The 16,153-nt window shown below is 59.6% G+C and carries 14 protein-coding genes and 1 tRNA gene; 10 read left to right on the forward strand and 5 right to left on the reverse strand.

What is annotated here, in order from left to right:
- Positions 1-31 precede the first annotated feature (31 nt).
- Together ACM530_RS24545 and ACM530_RS24550 are read right to left on the reverse strand one after the other, a co-directional pair.
- Positions 32-2,023, reverse strand: coding sequence for a methyl-accepting chemotaxis protein (locus ACM530_RS24545; protein ID WP_416363396.1), 1,992 nt, complete (start codon positions 2,021-2,023; stop codon positions 32-34).
- Between the two features lie 145 nt (positions 2,024-2,168).
- Entirely contained in the window at positions 2,169-3,164 is a 996-nt protein-coding gene (locus ACM530_RS24550) for an aldo/keto reductase (protein WP_416363397.1), read from the reverse strand.
- Between the two features lie 120 nt (positions 3,165-3,284).
- On the opposite strand from ACM530_RS24550, the gene ACM530_RS24555 reads away from it, so the two are divergent.
- Positions 3,285-4,199: a LysR family transcriptional regulator gene (locus ACM530_RS24555; protein WP_416363398.1), complete on the forward strand. Its 915-nt coding sequence runs from the start codon at positions 3,285-3,287 to the stop codon at positions 4,197-4,199.
- Here the strand turns inward: ACM530_RS24555 and ACM530_RS24560 are convergent.
- Positions 4,190-5,095 carry an AraC family transcriptional regulator gene (locus tag ACM530_RS24560; RefSeq protein WP_416363399.1) on the reverse strand — a complete coding sequence of 302 codons (906 nt, stop codon included), beginning with the start codon at positions 5,093-5,095 and terminating at the stop codon, positions 4,190-4,192. The genes ACM530_RS24555 and ACM530_RS24560 overlap by 10 nt on opposite strands.
- 102 nt (positions 5,096-5,197) lie before the next feature.
- Here ACM530_RS24560 and ACM530_RS24565 point away from each other — a divergent pair, with 102 nt between their 5' ends.
- The 5 genes from ACM530_RS24565 to ACM530_RS24585 are packed head-to-tail and all read left to right on the forward strand — an operon-like array spanning position 5,198 to position 9,615.
- On the forward strand, positions 5,198-5,758 hold the full coding sequence (locus ACM530_RS24565) for a carboxymuconolactone decarboxylase family protein (protein ID WP_416363400.1): 561 nt from the start codon (positions 5,198-5,200) through the stop codon (positions 5,756-5,758).
- Positions 5,759-5,809: 51 nt separating this feature from the next.
- On the forward strand, positions 5,810-6,871 hold the full coding sequence (locus tag ACM530_RS24570) for an acyl-CoA dehydrogenase family protein (protein WP_369303067.1): 1,062 nt from the start codon (positions 5,810-5,812) through the stop codon (positions 6,869-6,871).
- Positions 6,868-7,671 (forward strand): ABC transporter ATP-binding protein, encoded by an 804-nt coding sequence (locus ACM530_RS24575; protein WP_416363401.1) that lies wholly within the window; start codon positions 6,868-6,870, stop codon positions 7,669-7,671. The genes ACM530_RS24570 and ACM530_RS24575 overlap by 4 nt, the downstream gene beginning before the upstream one ends.
- Positions 7,658-8,857 (forward strand): ABC transporter substrate-binding protein, encoded by a 1,200-nt coding sequence (locus tag ACM530_RS24580; RefSeq protein ID WP_416363402.1) that lies wholly within the window; start codon positions 7,658-7,660, stop codon positions 8,855-8,857. The genes ACM530_RS24575 and ACM530_RS24580 overlap by 14 nt, the downstream gene beginning before the upstream one ends.
- A gap of 11 nt (positions 8,858-8,868) precedes the next feature.
- On the forward strand, positions 8,869-9,615 hold the full coding sequence (locus tag ACM530_RS24585) for an ABC transporter permease (RefSeq protein ID WP_370004772.1): 747 nt from the start codon (positions 8,869-8,871) through the stop codon (positions 9,613-9,615).
- A gap of 41 nt (positions 9,616-9,656) precedes the next feature.
- Here ACM530_RS24585 and ACM530_RS24590 read toward each other — a convergent pair whose 3' ends face one another.
- Positions 9,657-9,794, reverse strand: coding sequence for a hypothetical protein (locus ACM530_RS24590; RefSeq protein WP_164487942.1), 138 nt, complete (start codon positions 9,792-9,794; stop codon positions 9,657-9,659).
- 173 nt (positions 9,795-9,967) lie between these two features.
- Between ACM530_RS24590 and ACM530_RS24595 the strand changes: the two genes are divergently transcribed.
- A complete protein-coding gene (locus ACM530_RS24595; protein WP_053255884.1) occupies positions 9,968-10,162 on the forward strand; it encodes a hypothetical protein in 195 nt (64 codons plus the stop codon).
- A 9-nt stretch (positions 10,163-10,171) separates the two neighbouring features.
- Here ACM530_RS24595 and ACM530_RS24600 read toward each other — a convergent pair whose 3' ends face one another.
- Positions 10,172-10,555: a fe2+ zn2+ uptake regulation protein gene (locus ACM530_RS24600; RefSeq protein ID WP_119740169.1), complete on the reverse strand. Its 384-nt coding sequence runs from the start codon at positions 10,553-10,555 to the stop codon at positions 10,172-10,174.
- Positions 10,556-10,793: 238 nt separating this feature from the next.
- Here ACM530_RS24600 and ACM530_RS24605 point away from each other — a divergent pair, with 238 nt between their 5' ends.
- The 3 genes from ACM530_RS24605 (at position 10,794) to ACM530_RS24615 (ending at position 16,025) form a co-directional block, all read left to right on the forward strand.
- Complete coding sequence (locus ACM530_RS24605; protein ID WP_416363403.1) at positions 10,794-13,073, forward strand: acylase; 2,280 nt, start codon at positions 10,794-10,796, stop codon at positions 13,071-13,073.
- A 212-nt stretch (positions 13,074-13,285) separates the two neighbouring features.
- Positions 13,286-13,359: transfer RNA gene (locus ACM530_RS24610), tRNA-Cys, on the forward strand.
- 749 nt (positions 13,360-14,108) lie between these two features.
- The gene (locus tag ACM530_RS24615; RefSeq protein ID WP_416365120.1) at positions 14,109-16,025 is read left to right on the forward strand and encodes a PAS domain-containing protein; all 1,917 of its coding nucleotides are present in this window, start codon (positions 14,109-14,111) and stop codon (positions 16,023-16,025) included.
- The last annotated feature ends 128 nt before the right edge of the window (positions 16,026-16,153 follow it).

The raw sequence follows: 16,153 nt of genomic DNA on the forward strand, positions 1-16,153 counted from the left end.
GTGTTTTGCACGGGAGTGTTTCATGCATTTATCAGCGCACCTTGAAGCGACTCATCAACGCAATCACTCGGCCATTGGCATCCAGCAGGCTCTGTGTATTGGTTTCAGTGGCGTGGCCACTTTCCACCAGTTCTTCGACCATATGTCGGATCTGCACCATGCTGCGGTTGATCTCCTCGGTCACCGCGCTTTGCTGCTCGGCGGCGGTGGCGATCTGAGTGCTGAGGTTGTTGATATGGCTGACCGAGCCGGCCATCTCGTCCAGGCCCGTGTTGACCCGCGCGGTAGCATCTGCGGCCGACTGGCAACTGGCCTGGGTGTTTTCCATGGCGGTCACCGACGAACTGACCCCGGTGGTCAGGCGTGCGAGCATTTCGTTGATCTGCGAGGTGCTGGCCTGGGTGCGTGCCGCCAGCGCCCGGACTTCGTCGGCCACCACCGCAAAACCACGGCCTTGCTCACCGGCCCGCGCCGCTTCAATCGCGGCGTTCAACGCCAGAAGGTTGGTCTGGCCGGCAATTGCGCCGATCACACCGAGGGTTTCGGTGATGCGAGCAGCGTCCTGGCGCATGTTTTCCACGGTGTGGGTGGCGCTGGCCACTTCGCCGATCAACGCGCTGACGCTGGTGGAGGCTTCTCCGACCACCACCCGTGAGCGGTCCGCGTGTTCGTTGGCGCGCTGGGTGAAGGAGGCGGTTTCAGCGGCGTTCTGCGCCACGGTGTCGGCAGTGGAGCTCATTTCGGTGATGGCCGTGACCGTTTGATCGGTTTCCGACGCATGCCGCACCAGAATCCGGTTGGTGTGCGCCGAGGTCTGCTGCAATTGCTCAAGCCCCGTCGACATCGCGCCCGTGGCCTGGGTCACTTCGCCGATCATGTTTTGCAGGTAGATGATGAAGTGGTTCACCGAGTGGCCGATGGCGCCCATTTCATCTTCGGCACGGATGGTGATGCGGCGCGTCAGGTCGGCATCGCCGGCAGACAGCGCGTCGATATTGATGCTCAGCGACTTCATGCGCTGCACCAGTTGGCGGATGGCATAGAACGCCAGCAGCACCAGCAGCAACACCATGGGAATTTGCAACAGGGCCAGGCTGCCGAGCACATCATCACGCTGTGCGATGATCAGCGAAGTCGGCAGGGCGGTGGCGAGGAACCAGGGCGTGCCCTCGATCGGGCGCATGTAGAAGGTGCTGGCCACGCCCTGGTTGTCGAATTCGGCGCGCTGGGTCTGGTCGCGGTGGGCGAGGGCCTTGCTGACCTGAGCGGCAAACGCCGAGGTGCCAGCCAATTCGCTGATATTTTTCAACACCACCGGGCCGCTGAGGCGCGTGCTGTTGCTGATGATCTTGCCGTCGCCTTCGACGATCAGCATCTGCCCGCCGATGTCTTTCTCTTTGCTGGCGACCAGGTCATTGAAGAAACCCAGGGTCACGTCAATGGTGGCAACACCGTAGGCGGCACCGTCGCGCTGGATGGCCATGGCGCAGTTGGTGCGTGGCTCCTGGCTGGCGTCGTCTTTGTAAGCCGCCGCCCAGGCGCACTGGCCACGCGGTGAGGCGAGACCGCCTTTGTACCAGCTCTGATCGTAGTAATTGGGCGCCGCGTCGCTGTTCCAGAAGGTATTGACCGCCAGCTTGCCCGACGCATCGCGGTGCCAGAACGTGCTGTGCTTGTTGCGCCCCGGCGTGCGCTGATTCGGCAGTGGCCAGATGCCACCGCCGAAGACTTTCAGCTCGCCGTACTGGTCCACCAGGCCGGGCAGGACTTTGTCGATGGCATCGCTGTCGAGCAGGGGAATGGTCTGGGTGATGCTGCGTTGCTGGGCCTGAACCTTGTTCAGTTCGCCCTGAATCTGTTCGGCTACTTCCGCGATGCGGTTGAGCACCACCTGTTCTTCAGTGTGCCGCAGCTGGGGCGCGACCAACTGGCCGATCCCCACAACCGTCAACACAGATAACACCAGGACGAACAGCACCAGAAACAGGGTATAGCGGGTTTGGATGGAGCGCAGTGGGGGCATGAGGTCGTCCTTACGAAGCGTTTATTATTGACGCGGCTGTGTTAGAGCTTCATCGGGCTATCGGCTTGGCAAGGAGGAGCTTGAGGTACCATCGTGCAAGAAAAGTCGGGGCGCACCGTAAGCCGGTGCACCCTGACAACACAGGCTATTTATTCACCAGGCCCATTGATGCCTCGGTGTAGCGCAAACCCGCAGTAGCGCCCGCCGGGAAGATTGACGTCAGCGCCGCCAATTCGGCAGGGCTCAAGCTGATATCCAGGGCCGCCACGTTTTCTTCCAGGTATTTGCGCTGCTTGGTGCCTGGAATCGGGATCAGGTAATCACCCTGCGCCAGCACCCAAGCCAGCGCCAGTTGCCCGGCTGTCACGCCTTTTTGCGCAGCCAGCGCTTTCACTTGGTCCACCAGCAGCAGGTTTTTGGCAAAGTTCTCACCTTGAAAGCGCGGGCTGGAGCGGCGGTAGTCGTCGGCGGCGAAGTCCTCCGGACTGTTCAGCGCGCCGGTGAGAAACCCTCGCCCCAGCGGGCTGTAAGGCACAAAGGCGATGCCCAGGCGCTGGCAGGCCGCCAGGCACCCATTGTCTTCCTGGTCGCGGCTCCACAGTGAATGTTCACTTTGCAGGGCGCTGATCGGGTGCACCTTGTGCGCGCGCTCCAGGCTGGCCGCGGAGGCTTCACTCAGGCCCAGGTAACGCACCTTGCCTTGCTTGACCAGTTCGGCCATCGCGCCGACGCTTTCTTCGATTGCCACGTCGGGGTCAACGCGGTGCTGGTAATAGAGGTCCAGCGTTTCGATGCCCAGACGTTTCAAGGTGCCATCAATGGCCTCGCGAATGTACTCGGGGCGGCCATTCACACCGCGTGCCGACGGGTTGGCCGGGTCACGCACAAAGCCGAATTTGCTCGCCAGAAACACCTGGTCGCGTTTGCCGGCGATGGCTTTGCCGATCAGCGCCTCATTGGTGTGAGGGCCATACATGTCGGCGGTGTCGAGCAAGGTGACGCCCAACTCCAGGGCGCGGTGCAAGGTTGCAATCGCTTCCTGAGTATCGGTGCCGGTGGTGTAGAAATCAGTCATGCCCATGCAGCCCAGGCCGATGGCGCTGACGTGAGGGCCGTTTTTGCCGAGTTGACGAGTATGCATCGGGGCAGCTCCTTGGAGGGGAAAGGCCCCCATTGTTCTCCTCGACAACTGAGGGATAAAGCGGCTAAAACCGCTATCACTATTAGGATTTTCTAAACAATGCCCCGGGAGAACCTGGCTTTGGACCGATTTAACGCCATGCGTGTGTTTACCCGGATCGTCGAACTGGGTGGCTTTGCCAAGGCCGCCGACAGCCTGCAACTGCCACGCGCCTCGGTGACTATCCTGATCAAGCAACTGGAGGCGCACCTGGGCGTGCAGTTGCTGCAGCGCACCACCCGGCAAGTCAGCCCGACGCTGGATGGCGCCGCGTACTACCAGCGCTGCGTCAGCTTGCTGGCAGACCTTGAAGAGACCGAAGCGGTGTTTGCTACCCGAGGCAGCCCGCGTGGCACATTACGCATCGATATGCCCTCGGGCATCGGCCGATTTTTGGTCATACCCGCACTGCCGGAATTTTCCGCTTGCTACCCGAACATCGACCTGGAAATCGGCCTCAACGACCGCCCGGTCGACCTGATTCGCGAAGGTGTGGACTGCGTGCTGCGCGGTGGCCTGGCGCTGGACGACTCGCTGGTGGCGCGCCCGCTGGCAATGATGGATCAGGTGACCTGTGCCAGCCCCGCGTACCTGCAGCGTTTCGGCGTGCCCGCCAACCTTGACGAGCTTGCCGGCCACCAGGTGGTGGAATACTTCTCCAGCAGCAGTGGCAAGCGCTATGGCCTGGAGTTTCAAGTAGGGCAGGCGCTGCGCCTGGTGGACCTGCCCAAGCAGGTTGCCGTCAACAGTGCCGACGGTTACCTCGCCGCCTGCGAAGCGGGCTATGGCCTGGTGCAGACGCCTTATTACCACGTCATGCAGCAACTGCAGGCGGGCAGCCTGGTGGAGGTATTGGCCGCGATCAAGCCGCCGCAACTACCGCTGACGGCGCTGTACCCGCCGCATCGCCAGCTGTCACCCCGGGTGCGGGTATTGGTCGATTGGCTGGTGGAGCTGTGCGCGCGGCCGGGCAACGGGTTGCAACGTCAGGCTTGAGCCTTGCGGTAGGCGCCGGGTTGCTGCCCGGTGACTTTGTAAAAGGCTCGGGTAAACGCCGCCACCGATTGATAACCCACGGCCAGCGCCACATCCGCCACGGTCTGGTCTTCCTTGAACAGCTGGCAGGCGTGGCGCATGCGCATCATCAACAGCACCTGCCCTGGCGACTGCCCGCACAACTCGTTAAACCGCTTGAAAAACGCCGAACGCGACAGCCCGGTGCAGGCGGCCATGCTTTCCAGCGTCCAGGCATCGGCGGGGTGTGCGATCAATTGTTCCAGCAGGTTGGCGAACGCCGGTTGCCGGCCCAGTGCGGCGAGGCCGCCCAATTCGGTGTTGTCGATGACCTGTTGACGCAGCACGTACAGAAACAGCAGGTGGCAAAGCCGTTCAAGCAAGGCCGAAGAGGGTGCCGGCGTGCGCTCGCATTCTTGCAGGATCAGTTCGAACAGGTTGCGTGCGGCGATCAGGGACGGGTCGCCGGCACGCAGGATGATCCAGGCGGGCAGGGTGTCGACGATCATCGCCGACAAGCCCGAATGAAAATGAAAGAACCCGCAGACCAGGCCCACGCCATCGCTGGCCAGGCTGTCCAACGGCAGCATCGGCCGGCGCGGGCATTCTTGCGCGCCGGCGGCCGTGGCCTCGCCCGACAGGCGATAGGCCAAATCGCGCAACAGAAACACCGCGTCGCCATTGTTCAGCTGCAGGGGGGTGGATTCGTCATCGATATGCAGCCAGCATTGGCCCTGAACGATCAGGTGAAAGCTCGCCCTCGCCAGCCCATGCGTGCTCGCATGCCAGTCACCGCAATAGCGGCCGACATGGAACAAACTGGTGTAGAGTTCGAGGCTGTCTAATAACCAATCGACAAGTGCACTGGACGAATTCATCTAACGGAAAGACTCAAGAGCAAGTAATCGCTACTTTAGCCTATTGAGGCGATTTTTTATAACCAACAGACTGGATACACGAATCCATCAGGAGACCACTCCATGTCCCGTGTACCGTTGCTCACCCCAGAAACCGCGCCGCAAGCCGCCAAACCTTTTCTCGAAAATGCCCTGAAGGCCTCGGAGTTCATCCCTAATCTGCTCGCCGTATTGGCCAACGCACCGGCCGCGCTGGAAACCTACATCACGGTTTCGGGCCTCAACGCCAAGGCAGAATTGAGCCTGGCCGACCGCGAAGTGGTGCAACTGATTGCCGCCACCACCCACGGTTGTGATTTTTGCGTTGCCGGCCACACTGCCGTGGCGCGCAACAAGGCCAAGCTGCCTGACGACGTGATTGATGCCCTGCGCCAGCGCGGCGAACTGCCCAATGCCCGCTATGAGACACTCGCCGCCTTCACGCGCGAAGTGATCGCCACGCGCGGCGACGTCAGCGATGCAGGCTTCGAGGCGTTCCGTGCTGCCGGTTATTCCGAAGGCCAGGCCCTGGAAGTTATTTTGGGCGTGAGCCTGGCAACCCTGTGCAACTTCGCTAACGTGTTTGCCCGCACGCCGCTGAACCCGGAGCTGGCGCAATACCGTTGGGAAAAACCGGCAAGCTGAAGCGCGCATGCATCGGCGATGGTCCACCTGCTGTAACAAGGAGAAACATGAATGCTTGACCCAATCTTGAGCCGTTGGCTCGATGTTCAAGCGCAGGCCCTGGATGTGGGCAGTTGCGATCCACAGGAAGTGCTGCCAAGGCTGGCAGAGTCCAATGTCTTGCGTATCGGCGTGCCCAAAGCGCTGGGTGGCCTGGGCGGCGACGTCACCGGCGCGGTTGACGCCATCGCCAATGTCGCCAGCCATTCCCTGGCGGCGGCATTTGTCTGCTGGGGCCAGCGTTCCTTTATCGAATATTTGCTGCAAAGCCCCAATGAGCGGCTGCGCGAGCACCTTTTGCCGGACTTGCTCAGCGGCAAGCTGGCCGGGGCGACTGGCCTGTCGAATGCGATGAAGTTTTTGTCGGGCATCGAGACCCTGCAAATCAGCGCCGAGCCGACCGAAGACGGCTGGACCCTCAACGGCCGCCTGCACTGGGTGACCAATTTACGCAAGAACGGCTTTGTCGCGGCCGCCGCTATCGAGCATGCCGCCGGCGGTGCGCCGTTTATCCTGGCGATTCCCGATTCGGTTGCCGGCTTGCAACGCTCGCGCGACCTGGAACTGATGGGGTTGCAGTCGAGCAATACCGCAGCACTGGGGCTCGAAGGCGTCGAGCTGAGCCGTGAGTGGTTGTTGCATGAAGATGCGCGCAAGTTCCTGCCGGCCGTGCGCCCGGCGTTTCTGGGCTTGCAATGCGGCATGTCCATTGGCCTGGCTCGTCGTTCGCTGGCGGAGGTGGCCAACCACCTGGGGTCGAGTCGCACGGTGTTGCGCGATGAGTTGGAAGCGTTGCGGGTAACCCTGGATCACTTGGTCAACGACCTGAAAAAGGGCCTGCTCGCCGGGCGCTTTGCGGCCGAGCCCGTGCCGCTGTTCAAGCTGCGGATTGCCCTCGCAGAAACCGCCGCCAGTGCCGTGCAGCTTGAACTGCAAGCCAGCGGCGGCAAGGCCTATCTCACCGCCCACGGCAGCGGTTTTGCACGGCGTTGGCGTGAATCGGCCTTTGTGCCGATCGTGACGCCAAGCCTGGTGCAGTTGCGCACCGAGTTGCATCGCCAGGCCACTCTATGAACCAGGCGGTATTGACGGCCCAGGGCATTTGCCTTGGGTATGCCAGCGGCCCGGTGTTGCAAGGGTTTGATTTGCAGCTGCAACCAGGCGAGGTGGTATCGATCCTGGGCCCCAGCGGCGTCGGCAAATCCAGCCTGTTGCGTGTGCTTGCCGGTTTGCAGGCGCCCCAGGGCGGTAGCGTGCGCGTGCTGGGCGAGCCCTTGAATGGCCCGCATCCACGCGTTGCAGTGGCGTTTCAAGACCCCAGCCTGTTGCCCTGGTTGAGCCTGGAAAAGAACGTCGCATTTGGCCTGGATTTCGCCCGCCAGCCGCACTTGAGCACCGAGCAGCGGCGCCGTCGCGTTGACCACGCCATTGCTGCGGTGGGGCTGGAACATGCCCGCCAACAGTTTCCGGCGCAATTGTCCGGCGGCATGGCCCAGCGCACCGCATTGGCCCGCTGCCTGGCACGCCAGCCACAGGTGCTGCTGCTGGATGAGCCGTTCGGCGCGTTGGATGAAGTCACCCGCGCCGATATGCAACACCTGCTGCTCAAGGTCAACCGCGAGCAAGGTTCGGCGGCGGTGCTGATCACCCACGACATCGATGAAGCGCTGCTGCTGTCCGACCGCATCCTGCTACTGGGCAACCGCCCGGCGCGCACTTTGGGCGAGTGGCAGATTGACCTGCCACAGCCGCGTGAAGAACAGGTCGAGGCCATCGGCGCGCTGCGTATCGACATTCTGAAAACCTTACGGCAGGCGAGCCGCCCTCAACCCAACCCCCTTGAACTGCTGGAGCCCAACCATGTGTCTGGATGACCTCACTCACTCGCGCCGTGACTTTCTCAAACTCTCGGCGGTGCTCAGTGCCGCCGGTGCCATGCCGCTGCTGAGCAGTTTGCAGGCGCGCGCCGCCAGCGAGCCGGACGCGCCGGTACGCATCGGTTACTTGCCGATCACCGACGCCACGCCGCTGTTGGTCGCACACAACAACGGCCTGTTCGAAGCCGAAGGCATCAAGGCCGAGCGCCCGGTGCTGCTGCGCAGTTGGGCCCAGGTGATCGAGGCGTTCATTTCGGGACAGGTCAACGTGATTCACCTGTTGTCGCCGATGACGCTGTGGGCGCGCTATGGGAGCAAGGTGCCTGCCAAGGTCGTGGCCTGGAACCACGTCGGCGGTTCCGGCCTGACCGTGTCGCCGGGCATTACCGACGTCAAGCAACTGGGCGGCAAGTCGATGGCGATTCCGTTCTGGTACTCGATCCACAACGTAGTCGTGCAGCAGTTGTTTCGTGATAACGGCTTGACCCCCGTGGCGCGTGCTGCCGGCAGCGCGATTGGCGCCAACGAGGTCAACCTCATCGTGTTGCCGCCTTCCGACATGCCGCCGGCCCTGGCCAGCAAACGCATCGACGGCTATATCGTCGCCGAGCCGTTCAACGCCCTGGCAGAAAACCTCAAGGTCGGCCGGGTGCAGCGCTTTACCGGCGATGTGTGGCGCAACCATGCGTGTTGCGTGGTGTTCATGCATGAACATGACCTGACCAACCGCCCCGAATGGTCGCAAAAGGTCGTGAATGCGATCGTCAAGGCCCAGGTGTGGACGCGCGACAACCGTGAAGAGGCGGTGAAGCTGCTGTCCAAAGACGGGCCGAACCGCTATACGCCACACGCTGAGCCGGTCTTGAGCAAAGTCCTCGCGCCGGCTGCCGCCGACCGTGCTGCCTATTTGGCCGACGGTGCGATCCAGCATGCCAATTGGGACGAACACCGCATCGACTTTCAGCCCTACCCATTCCCCAGCTACACCGAGGAACTGGTGCGGCGCTTGAAGGACACGCTGATTGAAGGCGACAAAAAATTCCTCGCCGACCTCGATCCGGCGTTCGTTGCCAAAGACTTGGTCGACGACCGTTTTGTGCGTAACGCCATCGAGTCGGTGGGCGGCATGAAGACCTTCGGTTTGCCGGATGGCTACGAACGGCACGAGGAGATTGGCGCTTGAGTAAAGGCAGAATCCCGGGCTGGTTGCTGGGGCTGAGTGGCTTGGCAGGCTTGCTGTTTTTGTGGTGGCTGGGCGTCAAGGTATTGGGCGACGCCGACGGGTTGTCGGCGCGCTTTTCAGTGGCAGCGACCTTCAGCAGCTTGTGGGAACTGCTCGGGCGCAGCGAGCTGTACCTGCACATCGCGGTCAGCCTGAAGCGTATTTTCGTCGGCCTGTTTCTCGCGTTGTGGGTAGGCGTGCCACTGGGCCTGCTGGTGGGCAGTTCGCGCAATCTGGAGGCGGCCACCACGCCGGCCTTCCAGTTTCTGCGGATGATTTCACCGCTGTCGTGGATGCCTATCGTGGTGATGTTGATGGGCGTGGGCGACCAGCCGATCTATTTCCTGCTGGCCTTCGCGGCTGTGTGGCCGATCATGCTCAACACCGCTGCCGGCGTGCGTCAGCTCGACCCGCGTTGGCTGCAGTTGAGTAAGAGTTTGAGCGCTACGCGCTGGGAAACCTTGCGGCGGGTGATCATCCCCGGCGTGGTGGGGCATGTGCTGACCGGCGTGCGCCTGGCCATCGGTATCTTGTGGATCGTGCTGGTGCCGTGCGAAATGCTTGGGGTCAGTGCGGGGCTGGGGTACTACATCCTCGACACTCGGGACCGTCTGGCCTATTCGGAACTGATGGCCATGGTGCTGCTGATCGGGCTATTGGGGTTTGCCCTGGATGCGTTTGCGCGTTGGTTGCATCAGCGCTGGGTGCACGCTGGCTGAGCGCCCCGTTTTCCGGGCTGGAAAACGGGGCGCAGGCGCGATCAGCGGTGTTCGTAGCCTGGGCCGCCGTCGTAGCGATGATCGTGCCAGCCGCCACCGCCGCCGTGTGGGAAAAAGAAGCAGCCGCTCATGCTCAGCATGATCAGCAATGGAATCAGCAGTGTGATTCGACGTAACATTTGAAAATCCTCTAGGGTGCTCACAAGGTCAATCAGGCGTGGGACAAGCCAAACTTTTTCATCGCCTGTAACATACGACCCTGCCGACCCTCATCCATCCCCGTCACTGGGTATGTGCTTGGCATGTTCGGCGATACAAAGTGGATACATTTATCAGGTTCAGGAACCCCGTCATGACCCAAAAGCAACGTTTGAAATATTCGATTCTGATTTCCCTTGTGGTGCTGGGGACGATGTTCGGCCTGTCCTACCTGCAGAACACTGGGGTCATCAGCGAAAAAACGTTCCAGTACATCGCCATTGCCGTGGCGGTAACCGTGGTAGTGATCAACGGCATCATGCGCCGCAAGGTCAAGCCCAACTTCTGATCGCGCCAGTCAGGCGCGACCATCGAGCACTTTGGCAGCCTCTTCGTGGAGGCTGTAGCTTTTATCGGCATTGAGGGTGATCACGCCCTCGCTGCACAGGCGCTTGAGCACCTCACGCACGCTGAGAAACGACAACGGAATGCCCAGCTCCAGCAAATGGCTGTGCACGCCGCGCACCCCGAGGGTGCGCTGGTTGTCGGCAGCGGTGAGGAGGGCGTCGATGACTTTCAGCCGAATCAGGCTGGTGCGCAAACCGAAGCACTTGAGCAAATGGCGAATACGCTGGTTGCCTTGCTGTTCGGGCGCTTTGCCGAACGCGTGTGCGCCGCCGCTGCCGTAATTGGCGTCGGCGGCCGGTGAATGTCCGTCCGTGGGCAGTTGCGAGTTGTACATGCAGAAAACTCCTTATCAGAGCCTGATCAGGAAAATGATGGCGCTCTTACCTAATAAGACGAACGAGCGACAGAAATCATGAAGTGCTGGATGTAGAAATTTTGTCGGTATCGACTTTGTCACAGCGCGCACGCCTTAAATAAACGCGTCCGGCGGCTAAATTATTCCCGGTTCATTGCGTCCTTACGGTGGGGTAGCTGCCCCTTGTGAGGGTGTTCAATTTGACTGTGGAGCTTGCGTGATTATTTCCAACCGGTTGTCCAGGGTGTGCGTGGCGGGGCTGTTGCTGGGGGCCAGTGTTGCCGCGTCGGCGCGCGAGCAAGTGACACAGGCGTCGGCGGACATTCGCCGCACCACGTTTGGTGTGCCGCACATTCGCGCCAACGACGAACGCGGTCTGGGCTACGGCATCGGCTACGCGTATGCCCAGGACAACCTGTGCCTGCTGGCCAACGAAGTGGTCACGGTGAGCGGCGAGCGCGCCAAGTATTTCGGCCCCGAACAGGCGACCCTGGAGGAGCGCAACAATCTTGCCAGCGATGTGTTTTTCACCTGGCTGAATACACCCCAAGCGGTGAGCGCCTTCTGGAACGCCCAGACGCCACAGATCCAGCAGCGGATTGAAGGCTACGTCGCGGGCTACAACCGCTACCTGAAAGAGCAGGGCGCGCCGGCACAATGCCAGGCGGCGTGGGTTCGACCGATTGTGGCGCAAGACGTGGTCAAGCTGACGCGCAGGCTGCTGGTGGAAGGCGGTGTCGGTCAATTCGCCGAAGCCCTGGTTGGCGCTACACCGCCTCAAGTCTCTGCCAGTGTGAAGCCCGGTTTAAAAGCCTTTGAACAGGCGTCAGCCAACCAGCAACGTTTCAGCCTTGACCGCGGCAGTAACGCCGTCGCCGTAGGCCGTGATCGTTCGTTCAATGGCCGTGGCATGCTGTTGGCCAACCCGCATTTTCCGTGGGTGGGCGGCATGCGCTTTTATGAGATGCACCTGACTATCCCCGGCCAACTGGACGTGATGGGCGCCGCGCTGCCAGGCTTGCCGCTGATCAACATCGGCTTCAACCAGCATGTGGCCTGGACCCACACGGTCGACACGTCCAAGCATTTCACCCTCTACCGCCTGACGCTTGATCCCAAGGATTCGACGCGCTACCTGCTCGACGGTAAATCGATTCCCCTGGAGAAAACCTCCGTCACCGTGCAGGTCAAGCAGGCCGATGGCAGCCTGAGGCCGCAGGCGCATACCCTGTACAGCTCGCAATTCGGCCCGGTGGTGCAATGGCCCGGCAAGCTGGATTGGGACAGCCACTACGCCTTCAGCCTGCGCGACGCCAACCTGGGCAACGACCGCGTCCTGCAGCAGTGGGACGCCATGAACCGCGCCACCAGCCTCAAGGCGCTGCAAACCTCGGTGCACACCCTGCAAGGCATCCCGTGGGTCAACACCCTGGCCGCCGATGACCAGGGCCAGAGCCTGTACATGAACCTGTCAGTGGTGCCCAACGTCAGCGCGGCCAAACTTGCGCAATGCAGCGACCCGCGCGCCGGCCTGCAACTGATCGTGCTCGACGGATCCCACAGCGCCTGCGCCTGGGACATCGACCCGCGTGCCGCCCAACCCGGCATCTTCGCGGCCGCCGACCTGCCGCAGCTGGAGCGCACCGACTACGTGCAACACGCCAATGATTCGGCGTGGATGGCCAACCCCAAGGCGCCATTGACCGGGTTTTCGCCGGTGATCAGCCAGGATCACATCGGCCTTGGCCCACGCGCCCGATTCGCCCTGCAGCGCCTGCAATCTCTGGCCAAACAACCGATCAAGGTGACCGACCTGCAAAACATGGTCTTGGACAACGAGGTCTACCTCGCCAGCCAAGTCATGCCCGACCTGCTCGCGTTCTGCGCCAACCACCTCGGCGCGGATGCGGCGACATTGCAGCCACTTTGCACCAGCCTTAAAAACTGGGACCAACACGCCAACCTCGACAGCGGCGTCGGCCTGGTGCACTTCATCAATCTGTTCGAACACCTGCAGGCACTTCCCGACGCCTGGCGCATCGCCTTCGACCCTGCGCAGCCCCTGACCACTCCGCGCGGGCTGGCCATCGAGCGCGAACCCGTGGCCAACGCCCTGCGCGAAGCCATGCTGGCCTCGACGGCAGCGGTGAGCCAGCTTGGATTGACCCGCTGGGGCGACATCCAGGTCTCCGGCCAAACCCCGATGCACGGCGGCCCGCAGCAGCTGGGCATCTACAACGCCATGCAAACCGTGCCGCGTGCCGATGGCAAACGCGAAGTCGTCAGCGGCACCAGCTATTTGCAAATCGTCACCTTCGACGCCCAAGGCCCGCAGGCCATGGGCGTATTGGCATTCTCCGAATCCAGCAACCCCGCCTCCCAGTATTCGAAGGATCAGACCCGCGCCTTCTCCGAGAAAAAACTGCGCTCGCTGCCCTTCACCGACGCCCAGATCCAGGCTGACCCGCAGTATCAGCAACAGCTCATCAAGGAGTAGGGCAGGTGCGCAACCCCTTGATGTCAATACGAAATATTTTTGAAATCAAGGGGTTGCAGGTAAAAGCAAATGAGTACATAATGGCGCCCATCGAACGCAACGAAGCATTAAAAACTTCAATGTATTCAATAAGTTAGAGTAGAGGCAGGGTTCTATAGCCCACTCAAGTTTTTATGCGATAAATGTCAGCGGTGAGGGCATTTGTCGTTTGAGGCCGAGTAGCAAAATGGTTATGCAGCGGATTGCAAATCCGCCTACGCCGGTTCGATTCCGACCTCGGCCTCCACTCTTAGAAACCCCGTAGATTAACGTCTACGGGGTTTTTTATTTGCTGCGATATACCTACCACTTCCGCATCTTTTCGAATCACTTCCGCAACAACCTGCACGGCATTGATGAATTTTGGGCGTTTAGGGTACGGCTCAAGCGTTCAATTATGCTGCGGCTAGGCTTTCATAAATGGCTTAAAATTGAACGAGATGGGCTTTTTCGCAAAAGAATGGAGGAGTTACTAGACGGTAATAAGATGTCCTTTTAAGGTGCGACTGCTCAACTGTCAGCCGCATTTAATACTCAGCAGCCTGACTACTCTTGACACGGAAACATGCGTACTACCTAGCTAGCCGGCAGTAGAATGGAATTTTGGCCACGACAGTATTGTATTGGTCAGTGATGAGGGGGTTGCCCTCTATTTTCACTCGCAGTAGTGTGAACCTTCTGCGGTAAGATAAATCTCAATGACGGCTTAATCTCTCCACCTGCAGGGCGACGCAGTGAACTCTAATGACTAGTGACTTTAGTGAAACCGATTATCTGAGATCTGAGAACGAGTCGCTTCGCTCGAGATTAGCTGCGGCCGATGCACAAATGGAACGTGACGCGCGCGCTCGTCAGGGCCTAGAGCATCTGAGTGTCGCCTTAACGGCTGGTGGAGTTATTGGGACCTGGAATTGGATCCCAAAGCGAGACTGTTTCACCGGAGACGCAGGATTCGCCAAAGCGTTTGGACTTGATCTAGCCCTGGTCAACGTTGAAATGCCCATCGGCAGAGTTCTTGAACACGTTCATCCTGAAGACAGGCCGAGCTTGGACGCTGCAATTGAAAGGGCCATCGTCCTAGGTGGTGCTTATTCTCATCAATATCGAGTGATGCGCTCAGACGGCAAATATTATTGGCTGCTCGCGAGCGGACGAGTTGATTACGATGAACAAGGAGAACCGATAAGTTTCCCAGGATTTGTAATCGATGTAACAGAACGACGGACAGCAGAGGAGCGTCTTCGCATTAGCGAAGCCCTTACGAAAGAAAACGTGCAGAGGGTGCAGCTTGCATTAGATGCAGGTGCAATAATAGGAACGTGGAGCTGGGACCTGCAAACGGACCTTTTCAATGTCGACCAAGCGTTCGCTAGCGCATTTGGGCTTGACCCAGCACTTGGACGAATGGGCATCCCTTTTGCTCAAATTGTGGCCACTGTTCATCCGGATGATCAGCAAGGTTTGGCGTCTGCCATTCACGACGCCAGAACGCGTGGAGGCGCGTACGCACATCAGTATCGCGTGAAGCGTAATGACGGACGTTATTACTGGCTAGAGGCCAATGGTTTCGTTGAGCACTCGCCTGAGGGTATACCCCTTCGTTTCCCAGGAGTTCTCATAGACGTTGAGGGTAGGCGAGCCATCGAAGCGGAACGTGATCGCGCAATAACAGAGCTGCGGGCTTTGAATGATACGCTCGAGCAGCGCGTCGCGGAGCGCACTGATGAGTTGATCAAAGCACAAGAGAGACTGCGCCAATCTCAAAAAATGGAGGCCGTTGGACAGCTGACTGGTGGCTTAGCACACGACTTTAATAACCTGCTAGCTGGCATTTCGGGGGCGTTGGAAATCATGCTGATCCGACTACGCCAGGAGCGCTTTAGCGATATAGGGCGTTATATAGCAGTAGCTCAGGATGCATCAAAGCGTGCCGCCGCTTTGACCCATCGGCTACTTGCCTTTTCCCGTCGCCAGACACTCGACCCTAGACCAACAAATATCGGCCGGCTCGTTGATGGAATGCAGGACCTGATCCAGCGAACAGTTGGCCCTAGTATCACAGTGGAAGTCATCAGTGCGCCGGGGCTTTGGGTTACCTTGGTGGATCCATCACAGTTAGAAAATGCACTTTTAAATCTTTGTATTAATGCACGTGATGCGATGCCTAGTGGTGGTCGAATAACCATTGAAACGGCTAATCAGTTCATTGAAGGGCAAGATTCACATCTACACCAGGTCTCGACTGGAGACTACCTTTCACTCCGTGTGGTTGACACGGGCGTAGGCATGTCGCCTGAAGTAATATCCCGGGCCTTTGAGCCTTTCTTCACCACCAAGCCTCTCGGCGAGGGTACTGGTCTTGGGCTGTCCATGATTTATGGATTTGCTCAGCAATCAGGTGGGCAGGTTCGTATCAGTTCAGAGGAAGGGCATGGCACAGCGGTGCATATTTACCTTCCCCGTTATGATGACGAAACAGTAGTCGAAGCGGATACACCCGAGTCTCCCGGATTGCATCTCCAGGAGCTGATAAAGGGAGGGACGGTATTAGTTGTTGACGACGAGCCCTCTGTTCGTATGCTGGTTTCAGATATTCTGGACGATCTTGGCTACGTCTCGATCGAGGCAGTAGACAGCGTTGCTGGCCTTAAACTGCTGCAGTCTAACTTACGAATCGATCTGCTTATCACAGATGTTGGCTTGCCTGGCGGGCTAAATGGACGTCAGATGGCCGACGCTGCTCGCGTGTTTCGTTCGGATCTCAAGGTTTTGTTTATCACGGGCTATGCTGAGAGCTCGATAATAGGGAGCGAACAACTGCCTCTAGGGATGTCTGTACTCACCAAGCCTTTTCAAGTCGATAAAATGGTTTCGCATATCCTTTCACTTATCGAAGGTCGCCCCGTTGAGTGAGTTCATGTTATTGGGCATCTTTAACAAGCGGTTACTTTAGCCAGATCAACATGGATCGTGCGCGTTCATAGGTTTATTGTGTGCGATATCAGACTATTTTTTTTATTACTTTGGGTGATTTCTAGACA

The organism is Pseudomonas sp. NFX183, assembly GCF_047943075.1.
Classification (GTDB): Bacteria; Pseudomonadota; Gammaproteobacteria; order Pseudomonadales; family Pseudomonadaceae; genus Aquipseudomonas.